This is a genomic window from Guggenheimella bovis, assembly GCF_054492335.1.
In genome coordinates, this window is the sequence record NZ_JBQWTF010000001.1 from 408,069 (window position 1) to 426,190 (window position 18,122).

Annotated in this window: 19 protein-coding genes and 1 other annotated feature; of the genes, 6 read left to right on the plus strand and 13 right to left on the minus strand. The window is 45.1% G+C overall.

What is annotated here, in order from left to right:
• Positions 1-3: 3 nt before the first annotated feature.
• Positions 4-450: a GNAT family N-acetyltransferase gene (locus ACUB3H_RS02145; RefSeq protein ID WP_459129006.1), complete on the plus strand. Its 447-nt coding sequence runs from the start codon at positions 4-6 to the stop codon at positions 448-450.
• The gene (locus ACUB3H_RS02150) at positions 447-1,529 is read left to right on the plus strand and encodes a tRNA(Met) cytidine acetate ligase (protein ID WP_459129007.1); all 1,083 of its coding nucleotides are present in this window, start codon (positions 447-449) and stop codon (positions 1,527-1,529) included. Before ACUB3H_RS02145 ends, ACUB3H_RS02150 begins: the two co-directional genes overlap by 4 nt.
• Here ACUB3H_RS02150 and ACUB3H_RS02155 read toward each other — a convergent pair.
• Positions 1,483-3,198 (minus strand): ABC transporter ATP-binding protein, encoded by a 1,716-nt coding sequence (locus ACUB3H_RS02155; RefSeq protein WP_459129008.1) that lies wholly within the window; start codon positions 3,196-3,198, stop codon positions 1,483-1,485. The two genes, ACUB3H_RS02150 and ACUB3H_RS02155, sit on opposite strands and share 47 nt — an antisense overlap.
• Positions 3,199-3,263: 65 nt before the next feature.
• Here ACUB3H_RS02155 and ACUB3H_RS02160 point away from each other — a divergent pair, with 65 nt between their 5' ends.
• On the plus strand, positions 3,264-3,842 hold the full coding sequence (locus tag ACUB3H_RS02160; protein ID WP_459129009.1) for an NUDIX hydrolase: 579 nt from the start codon (positions 3,264-3,266) through the stop codon (positions 3,840-3,842).
• Here ACUB3H_RS02160 and ACUB3H_RS02165 read toward each other — a convergent pair.
• The 11 genes from ACUB3H_RS02165 to ACUB3H_RS02215 all read right to left on the minus strand — a co-directional run bounded on the left by ACUB3H_RS02165 (position 3,826) and on the right by ACUB3H_RS02215 (position 13,036).
• Positions 3,826-4,338 carry a hypothetical protein gene (locus ACUB3H_RS02165; protein WP_459129010.1) on the minus strand — a complete coding sequence of 171 codons (513 nt, stop codon included), beginning with the start codon at positions 4,336-4,338 and terminating at the stop codon, positions 3,826-3,828. The genes ACUB3H_RS02160 and ACUB3H_RS02165 overlap by 17 nt on opposite strands.
• Positions 4,338-4,754 (minus strand): hypothetical protein, encoded by a 417-nt coding sequence (locus ACUB3H_RS02170; protein WP_459129011.1) that lies wholly within the window; start codon positions 4,752-4,754, stop codon positions 4,338-4,340. The genes ACUB3H_RS02165 and ACUB3H_RS02170 overlap by 1 nt, the downstream gene beginning before the upstream one ends.
• A complete protein-coding gene (locus ACUB3H_RS02175; RefSeq protein ID WP_459129012.1) occupies positions 4,747-5,550 on the minus strand; it encodes a fumarylacetoacetate hydrolase family protein in 804 nt (267 codons plus the stop codon). Before ACUB3H_RS02175 ends, ACUB3H_RS02170 begins: the two co-directional genes overlap by 8 nt.
• A 39-nt stretch (positions 5,551-5,589) precedes the next feature.
• Positions 5,590-5,802, minus strand: a complete 213-nt coding sequence (locus tag ACUB3H_RS02180) for a helix-turn-helix domain-containing protein (protein WP_459129013.1) — start codon at positions 5,800-5,802, stop codon at positions 5,590-5,592.
• A complete protein-coding gene (locus tag ACUB3H_RS02185; RefSeq protein ID WP_459129014.1) occupies positions 5,799-6,269 on the minus strand; it encodes a DUF2975 domain-containing protein in 471 nt (156 codons plus the stop codon). The genes ACUB3H_RS02180 and ACUB3H_RS02185 overlap by 4 nt, the downstream gene beginning before the upstream one ends.
• Before the next feature lie 80 nt (positions 6,270-6,349).
• The gene (locus tag ACUB3H_RS02190; RefSeq protein ID WP_459129015.1) at positions 6,350-7,159 is read right to left on the minus strand and encodes a MetQ/NlpA family ABC transporter substrate-binding protein; all 810 of its coding nucleotides are present in this window, start codon (positions 7,157-7,159) and stop codon (positions 6,350-6,352) included.
• Complete coding sequence (locus ACUB3H_RS02195; protein ID WP_459129016.1) at positions 7,156-7,836, minus strand: methionine ABC transporter permease; 681 nt, start codon at positions 7,834-7,836, stop codon at positions 7,156-7,158. Before ACUB3H_RS02195 ends, ACUB3H_RS02190 begins: the two co-directional genes overlap by 4 nt.
• Positions 7,823-8,827, minus strand: coding sequence for a methionine ABC transporter ATP-binding protein (locus tag ACUB3H_RS02200; protein WP_459129017.1), 1,005 nt, complete (start codon positions 8,825-8,827; stop codon positions 7,823-7,825). The genes ACUB3H_RS02195 and ACUB3H_RS02200 overlap by 14 nt, the downstream gene beginning before the upstream one ends.
• 44 nt (positions 8,828-8,871) lie before the next feature.
• Positions 8,872-9,101 (minus strand) — a binding site (T-box leader).
• A 51-nt stretch (positions 9,102-9,152) separates the two neighbouring features.
• Positions 9,153-10,466 (minus strand): MFS transporter, encoded by a 1,314-nt coding sequence (locus ACUB3H_RS02205; RefSeq protein WP_459129018.1) that lies wholly within the window; start codon positions 10,464-10,466, stop codon positions 9,153-9,155.
• Positions 10,467-10,475: 9 nt separating this feature from the next.
• Positions 10,476-11,732, minus strand: coding sequence for an L-cysteine desulfidase family protein (locus ACUB3H_RS02210; protein ID WP_459129019.1), 1,257 nt, complete (start codon positions 11,730-11,732; stop codon positions 10,476-10,478).
• Positions 11,732-13,036 (minus strand): glucose-6-phosphate isomerase, encoded by a 1,305-nt coding sequence (locus ACUB3H_RS02215; protein WP_459129020.1) that lies wholly within the window; start codon positions 13,034-13,036, stop codon positions 11,732-11,734. Before ACUB3H_RS02215 ends, ACUB3H_RS02210 begins: the two co-directional genes overlap by 1 nt.
• 79 nt (positions 13,037-13,115) lie before the next feature.
• On the opposite strand from ACUB3H_RS02215, the gene malQ reads away from it, so the two are divergent.
• From malQ to ACUB3H_RS02230, 3 genes are read left to right on the plus strand one after another with little or no spacing between them, the layout of a single operon-like run.
• Positions 13,116-14,594: a 4-alpha-glucanotransferase gene (malQ, locus tag ACUB3H_RS02220; protein ID WP_459129021.1), complete on the plus strand. Its 1,479-nt coding sequence runs from the start codon at positions 13,116-13,118 to the stop codon at positions 14,592-14,594.
• On the plus strand, positions 14,581-16,956 hold the full coding sequence (locus ACUB3H_RS02225) for a glycogen/starch/alpha-glucan phosphorylase (RefSeq protein WP_459129022.1): 2,376 nt from the start codon (positions 14,581-14,583) through the stop codon (positions 16,954-16,956). The genes malQ and ACUB3H_RS02225 overlap by 14 nt, the downstream gene beginning before the upstream one ends.
• The gene (locus ACUB3H_RS02230) at positions 16,953-17,843 is read left to right on the plus strand and encodes a metallophosphoesterase family protein (protein WP_459129023.1); all 891 of its coding nucleotides are present in this window, start codon (positions 16,953-16,955) and stop codon (positions 17,841-17,843) included. The genes ACUB3H_RS02225 and ACUB3H_RS02230 overlap by 4 nt, the downstream gene beginning before the upstream one ends.
• Here ACUB3H_RS02230 and ACUB3H_RS02235 read toward each other — a convergent pair.
• A complete protein-coding gene (locus ACUB3H_RS02235; protein ID WP_459129024.1) occupies positions 17,840-18,040 on the minus strand; it encodes a hypothetical protein in 201 nt (66 codons plus the stop codon). The genes ACUB3H_RS02230 and ACUB3H_RS02235 overlap by 4 nt on opposite strands.
• Between the last annotated feature and the right edge of the window lie 82 nt (positions 18,041-18,122).

Genomic DNA, 18,122 nt, shown 5'->3' on the forward strand with positions numbered 1-18,122 from the left:
GCTATGAATCTAGAAGAAATGAGTGCAACGCACGCCATTGCGTTATCCGACATTTTAACGAACGACACGAATCTTGCGTTAAGCATGGGGCTTGTTGAGCCTGAAATCGTAAGTCCTGAAGAATACTACAAACTCGCTCAGAGCTTAAAAGAAGACGCGGTAGACACATTTACAATAAAGGCAGAAGAAAAAGTTATAGGTGTCATTAGCCTCTGCCCTGTCGATGAAAAGACGGCACTCGTAGGTGGATGGATCAGAAGCGATGAGTGGAATAAGGGCTATGGAACCGAAGCCCTCGAACTCACGAAGGAAAAAGCAAAGGAAAAGGGATATCGTTTTCTCACATCCAACATCGACAAGGAAAACGAAGTCGCACTTAAGCTTTGGAAGCGTTTTCCTATCCTCCTACGTGAAGATAGACGCCACTATCATCCTTGGATGGAACTATGAAAGTATTAGGCATTGTCGCTGAATACAATCCCTTTACGCCTGGACACCTTTACCACTTAAATGAAGCGAAAAGGTTAGCTCAGCCGACACACGTCGTATGTGTCATGAGTTCGAACTTCGTTCAGCGTGGAGAGCCTGCGATCACAGATAAATTTACACGCGCGAAAAGCGCTGTCGAAATGGGAGTGGACCTCGTCCTAGAACTCCCCTTTTTGTTTTCCACTTCTTCTAGTGAGTACTTTAGTCTTGGAGCCCTTCAAATTTTAAAGCGGACAGGCTTTGTTACAGACCTCTCTTTCGGCAGTGAAACGGGAGACTTAGAGGCTCTTCATAAAGAACTCAATCGTCAGGAGAGCCTCAAACGTTCAGGTGCTTTTAAAAGAAATCTTAAGAGCGGTAAAAGCTATCAAACGAGCTTAGAAGCTACGAGAAAACCGAACGACATCCTTGCTTTAGGTTACTTAAAAGCGATGGAACGACTTGACTTTCACCCTTCCCTTCACGTTATAAAAAGAAAGGGTTCTTATCACGATGAAAGGCTCACGGAATACCCTTCCGCTACAGCACTTAGAGCATCCATTAAGCGCGGTGAACTACCCTTTACAAACCCCCTCTTTATCGATTCGATGGAAGACATGATCTTTAAGTATCTTCTAACAGAAGACCTCACCGATACGTTAGGGATGAAAGAAGGAATCGAACACGCACTAAAAAAGGCCGCAAACCATACGCGATCCCTCGAAGAACTACTAAGTGAGGTACAAAATGTTCGTTTCAAAAGAGCACGCCTTAAAAGACTTCTTTTACATGGCCTTTTAAACGTAAAAGAAGCGGACCGAGTGCTCTATCAGACGAGCTACTTGAGACCGCTTGCTTTTAATGAAAAAGGTAGAGAGCTTTTAAGGCTACTACCAGATAAGATTCAAAAGATCACCTGGCTTCCAGAGGATCCTTTAGAAAGGAGACTTTTGGAGCTAGAGATTCGTGCCTCAAACCTCTACTACTACCTCCAAAAGACACCTTCGGAATACACTAGAGTGCCTTATGTTGTTCGTAGAGATCAAAGTACTGACCTCTAAGGGCCATGAGCTCATCATGCGTTCCCCGCTCGGAAATGCCACCTTCTGTTAATACTAAAATTTCATCGGCATTCATAACGGTCGTCAAACGATGGGCGATCGTGAGTGTCGTACGACCACTTGAAAGCTCTTGGAGCGCTTCTTGAACGAGGCGCTCATTTTCATTATCGAGAGCACTCGTCGCTTCATCGAGAAGAAGGATGGGAGGATTCTTTAAAAAGACTCTCGCGATGGCAACGCGCTGTCTCTGTCCACCACTTAACTTCACTCCCCTCTCACCTACGATCGTATCGTAGCCCTCAGGAAGACTTTCGATGAACTCGTGAATGTGGGCACGCTTACTCGCTTCGACCACCTCTTCGAATGTGGCATCGAGCCTGCCGTAGAGAATATTTTCTTTCATGGTGCCGTAGAAGATGAAGACATCTTGGTCTACGAGCCCTATGTTTTTACGAAGCGAACGAATGGTTACATCTTGAATATTCGTTCCATCTACAAAGATTCCACCTGCTGTGACATCGTAAAAGCGCGTAATGAGCTTTGAAACGGTCGTCTTACCGACGCCACTCGAACCGACGAGAGCGATGTTCTTTCCCGGTTCTATAGTTAGGTTAAAGTGATCTAAGACGAGATTCTTGTTGTCGTATTCGAAGCTCACGTCTCTAAACTCAATCTTTCCCTGAACGTTTTGAAGCTCCTTGGCATCGGGATGGTCTTTAATCGAAGGCTTTATCGCAAGGATCTCTTGAACGCGCTCAAACCCTGTAATACCTGCTGTAAATTGCTGCGTGAAATCGATAAAGCGGCGAATGGGCTGAATAAAGAAGGTCGAATACAGGAGGTATGCGACGAGTTCACCGACGTTTATCAGTCCCTTTTGTACGTAGATTCCACCGAGGACGAGGACGAGGAGACTCATGATATCTACGATGAGGTGCGTTCCTGCGTGGAAAATACCCATGGCATGGAAGAAGTCTCGTCTTCTACTTAAGTGTAAGGAGTTGATCTCATCGAAAGAGTCCTCTTCATAGGCTTCGTTTGTAAAGCTCTTTGTAAGTCTCACACCACTTAAGCTGTTTTCAATCTTTGCATTCATTTCTGCATTGGCTGCACGTACGCGGTGAGATGCCCTACTCATGAGTTTTCTCGTAAGAAGCATGTAGAGAATCATTAAAACGACGAGACTAAAGATAATGAGCGTAAGTGAGGCATTTATTCGAAGTAAAATCACGAAAGAACCTACGAGCATCACAGAACTAATGAAGACGTCCTCCGGTCCGTGGTGCGCGAGCTCAGAAATTTCATTTAAGTCACTCACCAAACGGCTCATGAGTTGTCCCGTCTTGTTGTGATCGAAGAAACTCACGTCCATGGTCTGATAGTGCTCAAAAAGGTCTCTTCGCATGGCGTATTCGATGCGTCCACCCATGACGTGACCATACGTTAACATAAAGTACTGCGCTCCCATGCGAAGTAGGTAGAGCACGAGAACGATGAGAGCCACGCGAAGAATGCTAGCGATATCACCGTTTGGTATGTAGGTATTGATCATGTCTTTTGAAAAGCCTGGATAGATGAGGTCGATCGTTGCAACCGAGAAAGCTGCTAAGAGATCTAGAAAGAACAAGCGCTTATGCGGTTTGTAGTAGGCCATAAATTTTTTAATCATATTTCCTCCCTGGACGATTATAGCACAGCCTAAAAAAAAGGGTATGAATCCTTCTGTGAGGTGCTATGAAACGAACAGAATTAAAGGGACGCTCCATAGAGCTTGCCCCTACCATTAAAAAGTACGCTGTCATGATCCTCTTTACAGAAATTGACGGCGAAGAAGAAATCATCTTTGAAAAACGTGCCCAGACCTTGATCGCTCAGCCTGGCGAAGTGAGCTTTCCCGGAGGAAGAGTCGAAAAAGACGAAAGCTACGAAGAAGCTGCCATTCGTGAAACGATGGAGGAACTCGGGATAAAAGAAGAAGACCTAGAGATCTTTGGACCTCTAGACCTTCTCATTACACATCATAACCAAATTGTCTCCACCTGGGTAGGTAAATACCTCCCTGGAGGCCTTCCCGAAACCTACTCCAAAGATGAAGTCGACTATCTCTTTAGCGTGCCCATAAAAGAGCTTCGAAGCATGAAGCCAGAGCTTCATCCGACGAGCTACGTCTTAGAGATTGGAGAGAATTTCCCTCTTCCCGATTACCCCTTCCACCGAACCGACCGGCTCATTCCCTTCTACATGACCAAGGAAATCATCTGGGGACTTACAGGAAGTATTCTCCACTACTACCTCTCTACTGTTTCGGAGTAACATCGAGTAAGATCATGTTGTTTTGATAAATGCTCACATCGATGGGTTTACCGCTTGAAGCCTTAACCTTTTTGGCATGTTCTGGAGCTAAGCGTAAAACCGTAAAGGAATCGCCTCTTTTTATAAAGAGGCTTTTTTCATCCTCTGAAAGCTTATACTCTGTAATCGTCTCTACCTTTGCGCCGGCTTCTAGGTCGCCTTCGATCATGCGAAAACTGAAGCGTAGAACTCCTATGGCATAAACGATAAAGGCAACGCCTAATCCCATTACGATCCAGCGGATGGCCTTCTCCTTCATGGAATCTTGCTTTAGAAGCATGCGAAGAAGAAGGAGAATGACTGCGATCAATAGAAAGAGCATGCCTGAAAAGTAGAGAATTCTTGAAATCATCGCCTGAAAGCCACTTTCTGGGAAGAAGAAGCTTACGAGGTAACATCCTGCACTCAGGATAAAGAAGACGACATCGACCCAAAAGAGAACTCTTTTCTTATCCATTATTCCCCCTTACTAAAATCCTGGCTGGCATAGATCTCACCTGTAGAGGTGTCTTTAAAGAGAAGCTGCCAGTTGATCCAGGACTTATCCTTTAGGCTTTTATGGCTCGTTACAAAGCTTGGTTTTTCTTCTTCAAGCTTTTCTCTTAAAGCGTCAATGAGACCATTTTGAGAAGCTTCGTCTAGAATCCCCTCCCCTTCGATCTTAATGATGAGGAGTCCATCCCTTTGGAGATCGGAACGAATCGTGGTCTCATACTTCTCTTCGAGTGATGAGATAAATTCTTTATACGCTTCTCCCTCCACTCTAGGGACGTCAAAAGCACGGTAAATCACATAAAAGACGAGCGCAAGTAGGATAAGAAGAGGAATTAGAATCCAGATGAGTCCCTTTAAAATAGCCGTATTCTTAGCCATTTGAAACCTCGTTTTCTAAGCTTCCAATGCCTTCTATGGTACATGTAATCGTATCCCCAGGCTTTAAAAAGCGCGGTGGCTCAAAGCCCATACCGACTCCACTTGGCGTTCCCGTAAGTATGATATCTCCCGGATAGAGCGTGATGTATTTCGTAAGATCCACTAAGAGCTCATCGATCGAATGAATCATGTGCTTTGTGTTACTGTGTTGACGCAGTTCACCGTTTACATAACTTTGAATCTCAAGTGAAAGCGGGTGGGAAAACTCATCCTTTGTAATGATCCAGGGCCCTAAAGGACACGACCCATCAAAGCCTTTTGCAAGGTCCCACTGCGAGCGTTTCTTCTGCTCTGTTCGGATGGAGAGATCGTTTGCAATGGTGTAACCGAAGATCGCATCCTTTGCATTTGCTAGCGTTAGATTCTTCGAGGTCTTACCAATGATGACCGCAAGCTCCACTTCGTAGTCGAGCGTCTCATAGTAAGGAACCTTTTCATTCGGACCTACTGTAGGATAAGCTCTCTTTGTAAAGTAGATGGGTTTTTCTGGAACGCCTTTGGGTCCCCCTGTCTGACCATCGACTTCTCTCACGTGGTCGAGGTAATTTTTTCCTACGGCGATGACGCCTCTTCTAGGATATTTCATCGGGCTATCGAGCTGAATTTCACTTAAAAGGCATGACTCCGTGGATTTTGTAAATCCTTTTTCTAGGCCTTCTAATAAGCTTTCGTTTGTTAGAAAACAGCGCTCGCCCTCAACGATAAACATTTGTTCTTTTTGTGCTATTAATTTCATCGTGCCTCCTAGAAGCATTGTAACACGAAAAAAGGGAATCTAAGATTCCCTGTATTCTAAGATATCTCCGGGCTGACAGTGCAGTTCTTTACAAATGGCTGCGAGCGTCTCAAAGCGGATACCTTTAGCTTTTCCTGTCTTTAGTTTACTTAAGTTTCCGATGGTGATACCGACTCGTTCACTGAGCTCAGAAAGCGTCATCTTATTTCTCGCAAGTTCCATATCTAAACGAATGATAATTTCTTCTGTCATATGACATCCTCGTTTTCTTCTCGGATAGAATCACCATCGGAGATGAGCTGGCTTAAGAACAGGAATAGGTTCATGGCACCAAAGAGGACGAATGAACCAATAAAGAGATCGACCGTTAAGAGGCTCCACCCCGTGTAAGCTAAAAAGAGAATGCTCAAGCAAAGTCCAGAAATGAGAGAAACGCCAAAGAGACAAGCTGCAAGTGTTAAGCGACCAGCAGTTTTCTTTGTAAAGGCTGTCCCCTTTCTCACGCGAATGAGTTCAGCGATGAGGATGAGAAAGCTCAGGATAAACATCACTAAGATGATTTCCCCTAAAATGAGCGCGGGAAGCTTTAACAACGCAATGTCTGGATTGAATTCAGCACTGATTTCTGCATAGCTCGGTAGAAAGAGTGCGAAAACCCCGAGTAATAAAACACCGACAACGAGTGAAGCGATTAAAGCATAAATAGGAATTTTTTTCATACGTACCTCCTAACGGAATCATAGCACGCACTTTTTCTTTTTGCAACCTATTTTTATCGTTTTACGATCAATTTTATTCTTTACTCGTTCAATTTCCAGATTGGAATATTGGCTCCCTTAGAGGCTTCTGTAATGACCTTAGCCGTATCATCTGCTTGGAATGCTTTTACGATCTTATCGAATTCCGGTCTCTTATCGTCCTTACGTGAAACGATCACATTGATATAGGGCTTTGAAGCCTTCGTTAGCTTTTCTAAGTAGATCGCATCCTTTTCGGGAATGAGGCCGCTGTCGACAGCAATGCCACCTGTAATAATCGATACCGTCACATCGTCTAAGACGCGTGGTGTCTGGGCTGCATCGAGCTCACTGATCTTAAGTTCAAGTGGGTTTTTTACGATGTCATTTACAGTAGGAAGTTCTTTCTTCGTAGGATCGACTTCGATGACACCTGCGCTCTCTAAGAGTTTTAGTGCACGTCCGAGGTTGGTCGGATCATTCGGAATGGCCACGGTATCTCCCTTTTTAAGCTCTTCTAGGCTCTTCACTTTCTTTGAAAAAGCACCGAGTGGAGAGAGGAACGTTTCACCGATCGCAACGAGTGACTCGCCATTCGCAGCATTAAAGTCGTTTAAAAAGATGTAGTGCTGGAAGGCATTTAGATCGAGATCACCATCTTTTAAAGCGCGGTTCGGCTGAGAGTATTCCGTAAAGACTACGACCTCGAGATCGATCCCCTCTTTTTTTACCTTCTCTTTTACAAAGTCCCAAATTTCCTTTTCGTTCGTTCCTACGACACCGACCTTTAAAGTAGTTCCTTCGTTAGCCTTGGTTCCTCCACAGGAGGTTAAAAGTAATAGAATAGCGAGTAATAAAGCAATTTTTTTCATTTGTTTTCCTTTCTTTTTTTAATCGTTTGAAGCGCTAGATTTGCGATTCCTTGAACGATGAAGACGAGTAATAATAAAAGTACTGTAGCTACAATGACGATATCGTTCTTAAAGCGGTTATAACCATAGGCGATGGCGACCTTACCGAGGCCTCCTGCGCCGATCGCTCCTGCCATGGTCGTAAGACCGATGAGGGAAATTGCCGTAATGGCTGCTGCCCTTATGAGTGACTCTCTTGCTTCCGGTAGCATCACCTGAAAGACGATCTCTGACCCTGTAAGTCCCATGGCCTTTGAGGCTTCTATGATTCCTGGCTTCACTTCACTTAGAGCGCTTTGAACTTGCCTGGCAAAGAAGGGTATCGTTCCTAGGCTTAAGGGAAGGATAGCTGCCGTGTTTCCTATGGTCGTTCCGACGATGAGCTTTGTAAGCGGAGCGACGAGCGCTAAGAGAATGATAAAGGGAATGGAACGGCCGACGTTTACGAGCTTATCTAAGAAGGCGTACATTCGCTTGTTCTCATAGAGTCCACCTGGCTCTAAAAGCGTCAAGTGAATGCCTTGAAGGAGTCCAAAGAAGCCTGCGATAGCACTTGTCACAAGAAACATGTAGAGTGTCGCAAGGCTTTCTTCGATGAACACATCTTGAATTTCCAATACATTTTTAAACCAGTCCATCTCTTCCTCCTAAAAGCTCAGCACGAACGCCGTGCTCTTTTAAAAACGAGAGTGCTTCTTCGACACGTTCTCCGATAAAACTTACGACGAGTGTACCTATGGGTGTATTCTGGATGATCTCAAAGTTTCCTGCGAGGATGTTGGTCTTGACCTTAAAGTTTTCATAGAGGAGTGAAAGCATCGGTTCTGCCGTGCTCTTTCCGCGGTAGGAAAGCTCGTAGATTTCTTCTTCGTTTAGATTCAAGCCCTTAAGCTTCTCCTCGATTCCTTCGAGCTTATGCTCTTTTCTTAAAAACGACCGCGTAAGCGGAGCCTTCGGATCACTGAATACATCGAGTACACTTCCGCTTTCTACGATGCGTCCGTGGTCCATCACGACGACTTTATTACAGAGCTCTTTAATGACTTGAATTTCATGCGTTACGATGAGCATCGTCATCCCCTCAAGACGCCTTAAGACTTGGATGACTTCATGCTTCGTTTCGAGGTCCAAAGCCGAGGTCGCTTCATCACATAGGAGAAGGGATGGGTCATTGGCAAGGGCTCTCGCGATGGCGACGCGTTGCTTTTGACCGCCGGATAGGTTACTGGGGTAAGTTTCGATCTTATCTAAAAGACCGACGAAAGCGAGGAGCTCTTCGATCTTCTTCTCCTTTTCGCCTTTCGTTAGCGTGCTGTGCTTTAAAGCGAGGAGCATGTTTTCTTTTACAGTCTTTGAATCGAGGAGGTTAAAGTGCTGAAAGATCATTCCGATCTCTCTTCGCTTTTCTAGTAGCTCTTTCTCATTCAAGGCATCCATCCTCACATTCTTAAAGAGAACTTCCCCCTCTGTCACGCGTTGGAGCCTATTTACCGTCCTTAAGAGCGTGCTCTTCCCTGCTCCGCTGTACCCGATAATACCTAAGCGGTCTCCCTTTTCTAATTGAATCGAAACGTCATCTACGGCTCGATGTGAACCGAAGTCCACGGTAATGTGTTTTAATTCCAGCACCCTTTTCTCCTTTCTTGCAATAAAAAAGCCCTTTAATCATACGATTAAAGGGCGCTATGCGCGGTACCACCTTTATACCAATTTACCTTGCGATAAATTGCTCTGCCAGTACAAACATACTGCGTTGCTATAACGGGCACCCCCGTGTGAACCTAAATATCAGCCCACAAGCTCCGAGACCATCTTCAATAATTCTCCTCAACACCCGCTTTCACCTGACCGGGCTCTCTAATGATGACCGAGAGTTATCTACTCTTCTCTTCTTCGCCTTTAAGTAAGTGTATCTTAGCCCCTAAAAAGAGGCTTGTCAAGAGATTTTTTAAATTTAACGATCCAGTTCTCTTCCCATGGTCTCTTCAGCAAAGATCATGACGATGACTGCCGTAAGAAGAAAGACGAGACTCATCACGATAAAGACACTGATAAAGCCTTGCTCTTTACCAAAGGCATTATAGACGATCGGAACGACATAGGGAGCGATAAAAGCGCCTACTCGACCAAAGGCCGATGCAAAGCCCGTTCCCGTACCACGTAGAGCTGTCGGGTAGCTTTCTGGCGTAAAGGCATAGACACATCCCCAAGCTCCTAGCGCTGAAAAGTACAGGAAGGAACCGTAGATGTAGATTTCTGTCACAGAGTTTGCATTCCCGTAGAACCAGCTGGCTACAGCCGTTAAGAAAAGATAAATGCTTACGAGCTTCTTTCGGCCGATGCGCTCCACTAAAAAGGCAGCACTGTAGTAACCAGGAAGCTGTGCGAGACTCATAATGAGCGTCATCTCAAAGCTCTTTACCATGTCGAAGCCTTTTTCAATGAGTAATGATGGCGTCCAAAGCACAAAGCCGTAGTAGCCGAAGTTAATGCCAAACCAGAGGATCCAAAGGACGATTGTGGCGCGTTTATGCTCCTTTGTAAAGAGCTCAGAAAGCTTCACCTTTCCCATGGGTTTTAAGGGAACCGTCTCCACGTGATCATGAATGCCACACGCTTCTTCCATCTTATCGACGATAGCGTCTGCTTCTTTCGTTCTTCCGTTTAAAGCGAGATAACGAGGTGACTCTGGAAGTAGATAGTAAAAGAGCACACAGAGTAGTAGCGGAATGATTCCTGTAAACTGAGCCCCTTGGAAGCCATACTTTGGAATGATGAGATAAGCGACTAAGGCGCTAAAGATCCATCCCCAAGCCCAAAAGCTCTCTAAGAGGACACCGTATTTTCCGCGAATCTTTGTCGGAGTAAATTCACTTAGCATAGAGGATGCTTGCGGTAGATAACCACCGATACCAATTCCTGTGATGAAACGAGTCACGAGGAGCATCGCGTAATTTACGCTAAAGCCTCCGATGATCGAACCCATGCTAAAGAGAAAGAGGTTTAAGATGACGACGGACTTACGACCCATGCGGTCACTCATTCGTCCACTTAAGGCAGCTCCTACCGCCATTCCCACCATCGCGATGGAGGAATAGACGCCTAGGGCTCCCTTATCGAGACCCCAGCTCGTCTTTAAGGCGGCACTGATTCCACCTGCCATACCTGTCATCATGGCATCAAAAGCCCAACCTGCTCCTAAGATCAAGAGAATTCTTACAAGAAAGCGACTTTCCGGCAACCGCTCAATGCGCTCTGAAATGGTCATATTATGCTCCTAACACTTTTTAACCATGGTATCTAAGATGACCTTGTCGGTCACTTCCATACCTTCAATACCTAAGCGGACGTAGTGCTTGATGCACTCTTCAATGTCCTGGTCTACGATACCTTCGTAGCCCTTCACAGCGCGATCTCTTACGGCGATGCTTGCAGCATGGACGGCATTCGCAAGGCCACTTGCAACCTTTAACGAACAGCCTGGTTTAGCTCCGTCACAGATCATACCGCTGACACCTGCGAGGACGTTTTTCATAGCGAGAATAATCTCTTCCTTACCGCCCTTTAAAAGGTATACGAGTGCGGCACTCACGCCACTGGAAGCACTCGTCACACCACAGAGTGCACTGAGTTTACCTAAACGATTTTTCATGTAGATCGGAATGGCATTCGAGAGGATTTCTGCTCGAATGAGTTCCTCACGCGTGCTATTTAAGTATGTAGCCGCAAAGTAGGTCGAAAGGTGCGTAATGAGCCCCTGATTTCCCGAGCCCGAGTTCGTAAACGCACTCGCCTGGGCACCACTCATTCTCGCATCGACGGCACTGCAGACGCCACGCGTCATGACGTTTAAGAGGTCGTCTTTTAAGATGCCTTGTTTAATCTGTTCATCGATCTCTTTACCAATTTGAAGGCCATATTCCTTCTCGAGTCCAATTTCAGCGAGCTTCTTATTGACCTCGACACCCTCTAGAATAAATTCCAACTCCTCGATAGGAGAATCGAGTGCGACATCGATGATGTCACTTACAGTAAAAGGTAGGTCTTCTTTTAAGGAGAAATTTTGAAGCTCCTTTTTAAGAATGCTCTCACCATCTACGATGATATCTGTAATGTTCGTATGATCTTCTTGAAGAATGACCTCGACCTCATTTTGAGCCGTGGCTTTGACGCCTACGTAGAGCTTTTGATCTCCTTCGTAGACATTGACCTCTACGAGGTTCTTCTCGTTGATCTCCTTCGCTTTTTCCGTATCCTCTTCTTTTAAGGAATCGAGTACGCGAAGGACCTTGTCGCTTTCACCAAAGAAGTAGCCTAAAATGGCTGCATACTTTGCTCCGATAAAAGGCGTTCCTGGAATCTGTACGCCCATGACATTTTTTACGATGTTTCCTGAAAGGGTGAGCTTTAAGCTCTTAAGTTCTCCTTTCGAGTAATCCTTAGCTGTAGCAGCGGCTAGTGCGATGGCAATCGGCTCGGTACAGCCTGTAGCTGGCTTGATGTCCGATTTCATCATTTCAATAACTGAATTCATTACACCTCTTTCATGCGCTCCAAAAGCACTGCTTTTCTCTCTTCTGTTCCGGGTTTTCCTAGGAGCGCGAACATATTTTTTTTGTAGTCCTCGACACCTGGCTGATTAAAGGGATTAACGCCTAAGAGATAAGCGCTCATAGCACAGGCCTTCATGAAGAAATACATGGCTTCTCCTAAGGAATAAGCATCTAAGCGTTCCATCTCAAGCTCTATAATTTCTACTCCCCCTTCGCGGTGTGCGATGCTCGTCCCTATCATAGCACTTTGGCACACATCTTGAAGCGTTTTATTGCTTAAATAATTTAACATATCTAAATTTAGCGGATCTTCTTGAATTAGAAGGTCCTCTTCTTCCTCTTTTACGTTAAAAAAGGTTTCAAATAGCATGCGCTCCCCATCTTGAACGTACTGACCTAAGGAGTGAAGATCGGTCGAATAGATGGCAGAAGCAGGAAAGATTCCTCGGTGGTCCTTGCCTTCACTTTCACCAAAGAGCTGTTTGAACCACTCGCTAAAGAAAGAGAGTCTCGGTTCAAAAGAGACAAAGAGCTCTACCTTTTTCCCATTTTCATAGTACATATTTCTAAGAGCCGCATACTGATAAGCCGTATTCTCTTTTAAGCTTTTCGTGCTATAGAAACGAATCGCATCCTTCATTCCCTGTAAGAAGGAACGAATGTCAATTCCAGCTGCAGCGAGTGGAAAGAGTCCTACGGGCGTCATCACTGAAAAGCGTCCACCGATGTCATCAGGGATGACAAAGGTCGTATATTCCTCTTTTGTTGCAAGCGTCCTTAAGGCTCCCTTTTCCCTATCTGTCGTTGCGATGATTCGCTTCGAAAAGTCCTTATACGTCTTTTTCATGTAATCACGAAGGAGTCTAAAGTTTAATGCCGTTTCTAGCGTTGTTCCACTTTTACTAATAACATTTACATAGACGTCTTTTCCTTCGAGGTACTTTAGAAGGGCTAAGGTGTCTTTTGTAGAAAGCGAGTTTCCTGTGAAGATCACTTCAGGCTTTTGTCCAAAAGGCTTACGGAGCGCTTCATAGAGGCACTTTGCCCCGAGATAGCTTCCACCGATACCGCTTACGACGAGAAGGTCTGCTTGTTGAACTTCTTTGGCCTTTTCTTCAATGGCTTTGATCTCTTCTTCGGAGAGCGTTTCGGCATAATCGAGCCAACCTAGAAAATCTGACCCCTCACCTGTCTTTTCATGAATGACATGGTGAAGTGCCTCTACTCTCTCTTCGTACTTCGTGACGAGTTCATTAAGAACTGTTTTCTTTAAGTTAAGATTCATCGTTTCCTCCTGTCTTTCGACCGAGCCCTAAGTTTTTCATTTGTTCTTTGGTATAATAATAGCGTAAAAGGAGCGTGTCATGCGAGATAGGATAGCTGGTTTATTATTACCCCTAAGTTCCCTACCAGGCCCCTTTGGCATTGGAACCATGGGAAAAGAAGCCTTTCAGTTCATCGATTACTTAACAGAAAACTTACAAAGCATTTGGCAAATGTTACCCATTGGACCGACTTCTTTCGGCGATTCTCCCTATCAGACGCTTTCAAGCGATGCCATAAGCCCCTACTATATTGATCTCAGGGTCTTTGTGGAGCGCGGAGTCATTTCCGAAGAAGAGATCCGAGAGACTATCACAACAAGTGACCGAGTAGACTACGAAGCACTCTTTAATGGACGCATTCCCCTTTTAAAACGAATCTATCAGAATACCGATCCGCTCTTTAAAGAGAGCGTACGCGAATTTTTCGAAAGCACAGACTGGGTCAAGGACTACGCTCTCTTTATGGCTCTAAAAGAAGAGCATAACTTCTCCTCCTGGTACTTCTGGGAAGAGCCTTTAAAGATGAGAGATCCCGAAGCACTCGAAGCTTTTCAAGAAGAACACGAAGAAGAGGTGCTCTTCTGGGCCTTTACACAATATGTCGCCAATCTACAGTGGAAGGCACTGAAGCGCTATGCGAACGAGAGAAAAGTTGAGATCATGGGAGACATTCCACTCTACGTGGCTTTCGACAGCGTTGAAGTCTGGAGAGACCGAAGCGTCTTTGAACTCGACGAAAGAGAACTCCCTAAAAGCGTTGCAGGATGCCCACCAGATGGCTTTAGCGAAACGGGTCAACTCTGGGGAAATCCCCTCTACGACTGGAAAGAGATGAAAAAGGATAACTTTACGTGGTGGAGAAAGAGACTCGAGCGTCAAAGCGAGCTCTATGACCACGTGCGTCTCGATCACTTCATCGGCTTTGTACGCTACTGGTCCATTCCCTTTGGCGATAAGGACGCCTCGGGAGGCCACTGGGAAGAGGGTCCTGGACTACCCTTCTTTGAGACGATCCGAAAGAGCATCCCCACACTTTCTCTCATCGCTGAGGACTTAGGAAGCGTCAATGATGCCGTACGAACGCTAAGAAGAGAAGCAGGGCTACCTTCGATGCGTGTCTTCATGTTTGGACTCGATCCCTTCTACGACAGCGAAAATGCCCCACATAACTATGAAAATGACGTCGTTTGCTATACAGGAACGCACGATAACGATACCGTAAAGGGTTTCTTTCAAAGTGCATCGAAGGAAACGAAAGAGTACGCCCTCCGATACTTACATTGTAGCGAAGAAGAACTCTTTATCGAGATGCTTCGAGCCCTTTACGCCTCCCCCGCTTTTCTTGCGATGACAACCGTTCAAGACCTACTTGGAATCGGAAGTGAAGGAAGAATAAACCTTCCGAATACCGTTGGAAACTGGACCTTTAGACTCGAAACCAACTACCTAGAAAAGCTCCAAGGACCTTTCCTAAAGGAGCTAACAAAAACCTACTGGAGGTATCATGAATCTCTTTAGCCGCGAAGATTTCATCTTTAATGTCAAATCGACTCTACGAGCAAACTATGCCGTAAGCATGGAGCATGCAGAGGACTATGAGCTCTATAATGCCATCAGTCGAACCATCATGCGCACCATCTCCCCCTACTGGATTACAGACAGTGAAAAATCCTCCCATCGCTCGGCTTACTACTTATCGAGCGAATACCTCTTGGGAAGAAGCTTTGAAAATAATCTCGTAAACCTTGGAATCGACGAGGACGTTCGTTTAGCCATGAAAGAAGTCGGCTTAGACTTTGATCGCATTAAAGAAGTGGAGCGCGATGCAGGGCTCGGTAACGGAGGCTTAGGTCGCCTTGCCGCCTGCTTTTTAGACTCTGCAGCTACTTTAGGATATCCTCTTCACGGCTACGGTATCCGCTATGAGTACGGCATCTTTAAGCAGCGCTTTGTCGATGGAAGACAAGTGGAGACGGCCGACGACTGGCTGAAGTATGGCGATCCCTGGTCTATCAGAAGAGAATCAGAAAAGAAGCGCATTCGCTTTGAAGGCCAAGAGGTCTACGCCGTTCCCTACGATACGCCCATCATCGGCTATCAGTCGAACGTCATAAACACGCTTCGCCTCTGGAGAAGTGAGCCGATTGAAAAATTTGACTTCGGTCTTTTTAATGAACAAAATTACGACCTTGCGATGCAAGAAAAGAACCGCGCAGAAGACATCTCTCGCGTTCTCTACCCGAACGATACGCGCTTAGAAGGAAAGATTCTTCGCTGTAAACAGCAATACTTCTTCGTAAGTGCCTCGATTCAAGACCTCGTAAGTAAGCATAAGAGAAAATATACGGACCTAAAGAGCTTTGCAGAAAGAAACGTACTACAGCTTAATGACACGCACCCAGCTGTAGCTGTAGCGGAGCTCGTTCGAATCCTTCTAGATGAAGAAGGTTTTCCCTTTGAAGAAGCACTAGACATTGCACAGCACACCTTCCACTACACAAACCATACGATTCTCTCGGAAGCACTCGAAAAGTGGGACTATGCACTCTACCGCTCGATCCTTCCTCGAATCGTAGAAATCATTCACATGATCAATGAGACCCTCTTAAGTGAACTTACAAAAGACGGCTTAAACGACATGGAAAAGGATCCCTTTAGAATCCTTAAGGATGGGCAAATTCACATGGCGAACCTCGCCCTCTACGGAAGTGGCCACGTCAATGGTGTCGCTAAGGTTCATACGGAAATCTTAAAGCACGACGTCCTAACCGCGTGGTATGAGCGCTATCCAGAGAAGTTTTTAAATAAGACAAACGGCGTCACACAAAGACGTTTCTTACGCTTAGCAAACCCTAAACTTAGTCACCTCATCACAGAGCTTCTTCAAGATGACAACTGGATCAATCACTTAGAACTCATCGATCCCCTTCAGGGCCTTGCAGAAGATGAGAACATTCAAGAGCGCTTCTTAGCCATTCGAAGAGAGAATAAAGAGAAGCTCGCAAAGCTCATTAAGGAAAAAGAAGGCATCGTAATAGACCCCGATAGTCTCTTTGACGTGCAGATTAAACGACTCCACGAGTACAAGAGACAGCTTTTAAATGCCCTTCTCATCGTCGATACGTATTACAAATTAAAAAATGGTGAGCTCAAGGACTTTGTTCCGAGAACCTACTTCTTCGGAGCAAAGAGTGCCCCTGGCTACTACCGCGCAAAAGCCATCATTCTCTACATCAATAAGCTAAAAGAGCTTATTAATAATGACCCTGAGACAAACGACAAGCTAAAGATCGTCTTTGTCACAAACTACAACGTAACCTACGCAGAGAGCTTAATTAGTGCCGCTGACTTATCGGAACAAATTTCGACTGCTGGTAAAGAAGCGAGTGGCACAGGAAATATGAAGTTTATGATGAATGGTGTACCTACCATCGGTACACTCGATGGTGCAAACATCGAGATCGTAGAGCAAGCGGGAGAAGAAAATAACTTCATCTTTGGTCTAACAGTAGAGGAAGTGAAAGCACTTCGTCCAAACTACCGTGCACGCGACTACTATGAGTCCGTAGAGGGCCTAAAGAGAGCCGTAGATAGCTTGATCGATGGAACCGTGTCAGACGGTGGAACGGGTGAATTTGCTGCCCTCTACCACTCCCTATTAGACGGTAGTGGCTGGGAGACTGCAGATAACTACCTACTCCTTGCAGACTTCGACAGCTACAGAAAAGCCCACAGGAAAGTCGACGAAGTGTACAGAGATCGAAGACTCTATGCTAAGATGTGCTTAAATAACCTCTTCCACTCCTCAAACTTCTCCTCTGACCGCACCATTAAAGAGTATGCAAAGGAAATCTGGAACATCGAGACGGTTCAAAAATGAGATCAAAAAGTAGACTAGATGCCGTATACGAACAAGCGCCTGTAGAAATATTCAACGACGAATCCAAGTACGTCATTATGAGCGACATGCACCGAGGTGATTCGAGCTTTTCTGACGAATTCGCACCGAATCAGAACATCTTCATGCATGCAGCCAATTATTACTACAACAACAACTTCACGTTCATCGAAAACGGAGACGGAGACGAACTCTGGGAGCACTCCAAATTTGAATACATCTACTGGGCTCATCAAGATGTCTTTGACATCTACAAGAAGTTTCACGAAAAAAACAGGCTTCGAATCATCTATGGAAATCACAACATCACACTAAAGTATAGAGAAGTCGTAAAGAAGACCCTTTGGGAGTCAAAGAACCTCTACACCGACGAAATGGAACCCTTCCTACAGGGCATCGTACCGCAAGAGGGACTTCGCCTTCGCTATGAAGACCTAGGAAAGGAAATACTCATTCTACACGGCCACCAAGGAGATGCACTAAATGACACCTTTTGGCGCGTCGCTCACTTTTTACTTCGCTACGTTTGGCGATTTTTACACGTCATAGGAATGAGAAACCCACAGAGTCCTGCAAAGAGTGCAGTAAAGAGACATAAGATCGAAAAAATGTACGAAAGATGGATGGAAAACAAAGACCTCTTAATGATTGTAGGTCATACACACCGTCCTCGCTTTGCAAAGCCTGAATCAAAGAGCAAGTACTTTAATACAGGAAGTGCCGTAAGACCACAAATTGTTTCAAGTATCGAAATTGTCGGAGGAACGATTAGCCTCGTACACTGGAGAACGAGAGTCAATGCCAAGGGACTCCTACAAGTAACTAGAAAAATTGTCGATGGACCGATCGCACTCAGTAAGTACTTTTAGTCCTCAAAGAACACCCAAATAGCCTCTTCATTCGAAAGATGAAGGGCTTTTTTTATAAGTTCTACTTCTCCTATGAGAAAATAGCCCGTCTTCATCTTTCGATAAAACGTGCTATCACTAATACATAAGAGCTTAGCCATATCTTTAACAGCGATTCCCTTTTCTATCATGATCTCGTGAAGTTTGGCGGTATTCAAAGCGACCCCCTTTTTCGCATAAATGCGAATTATCGATTTTATTATACACGAAAATACTTGATATTTACAGATTCTCCATTGC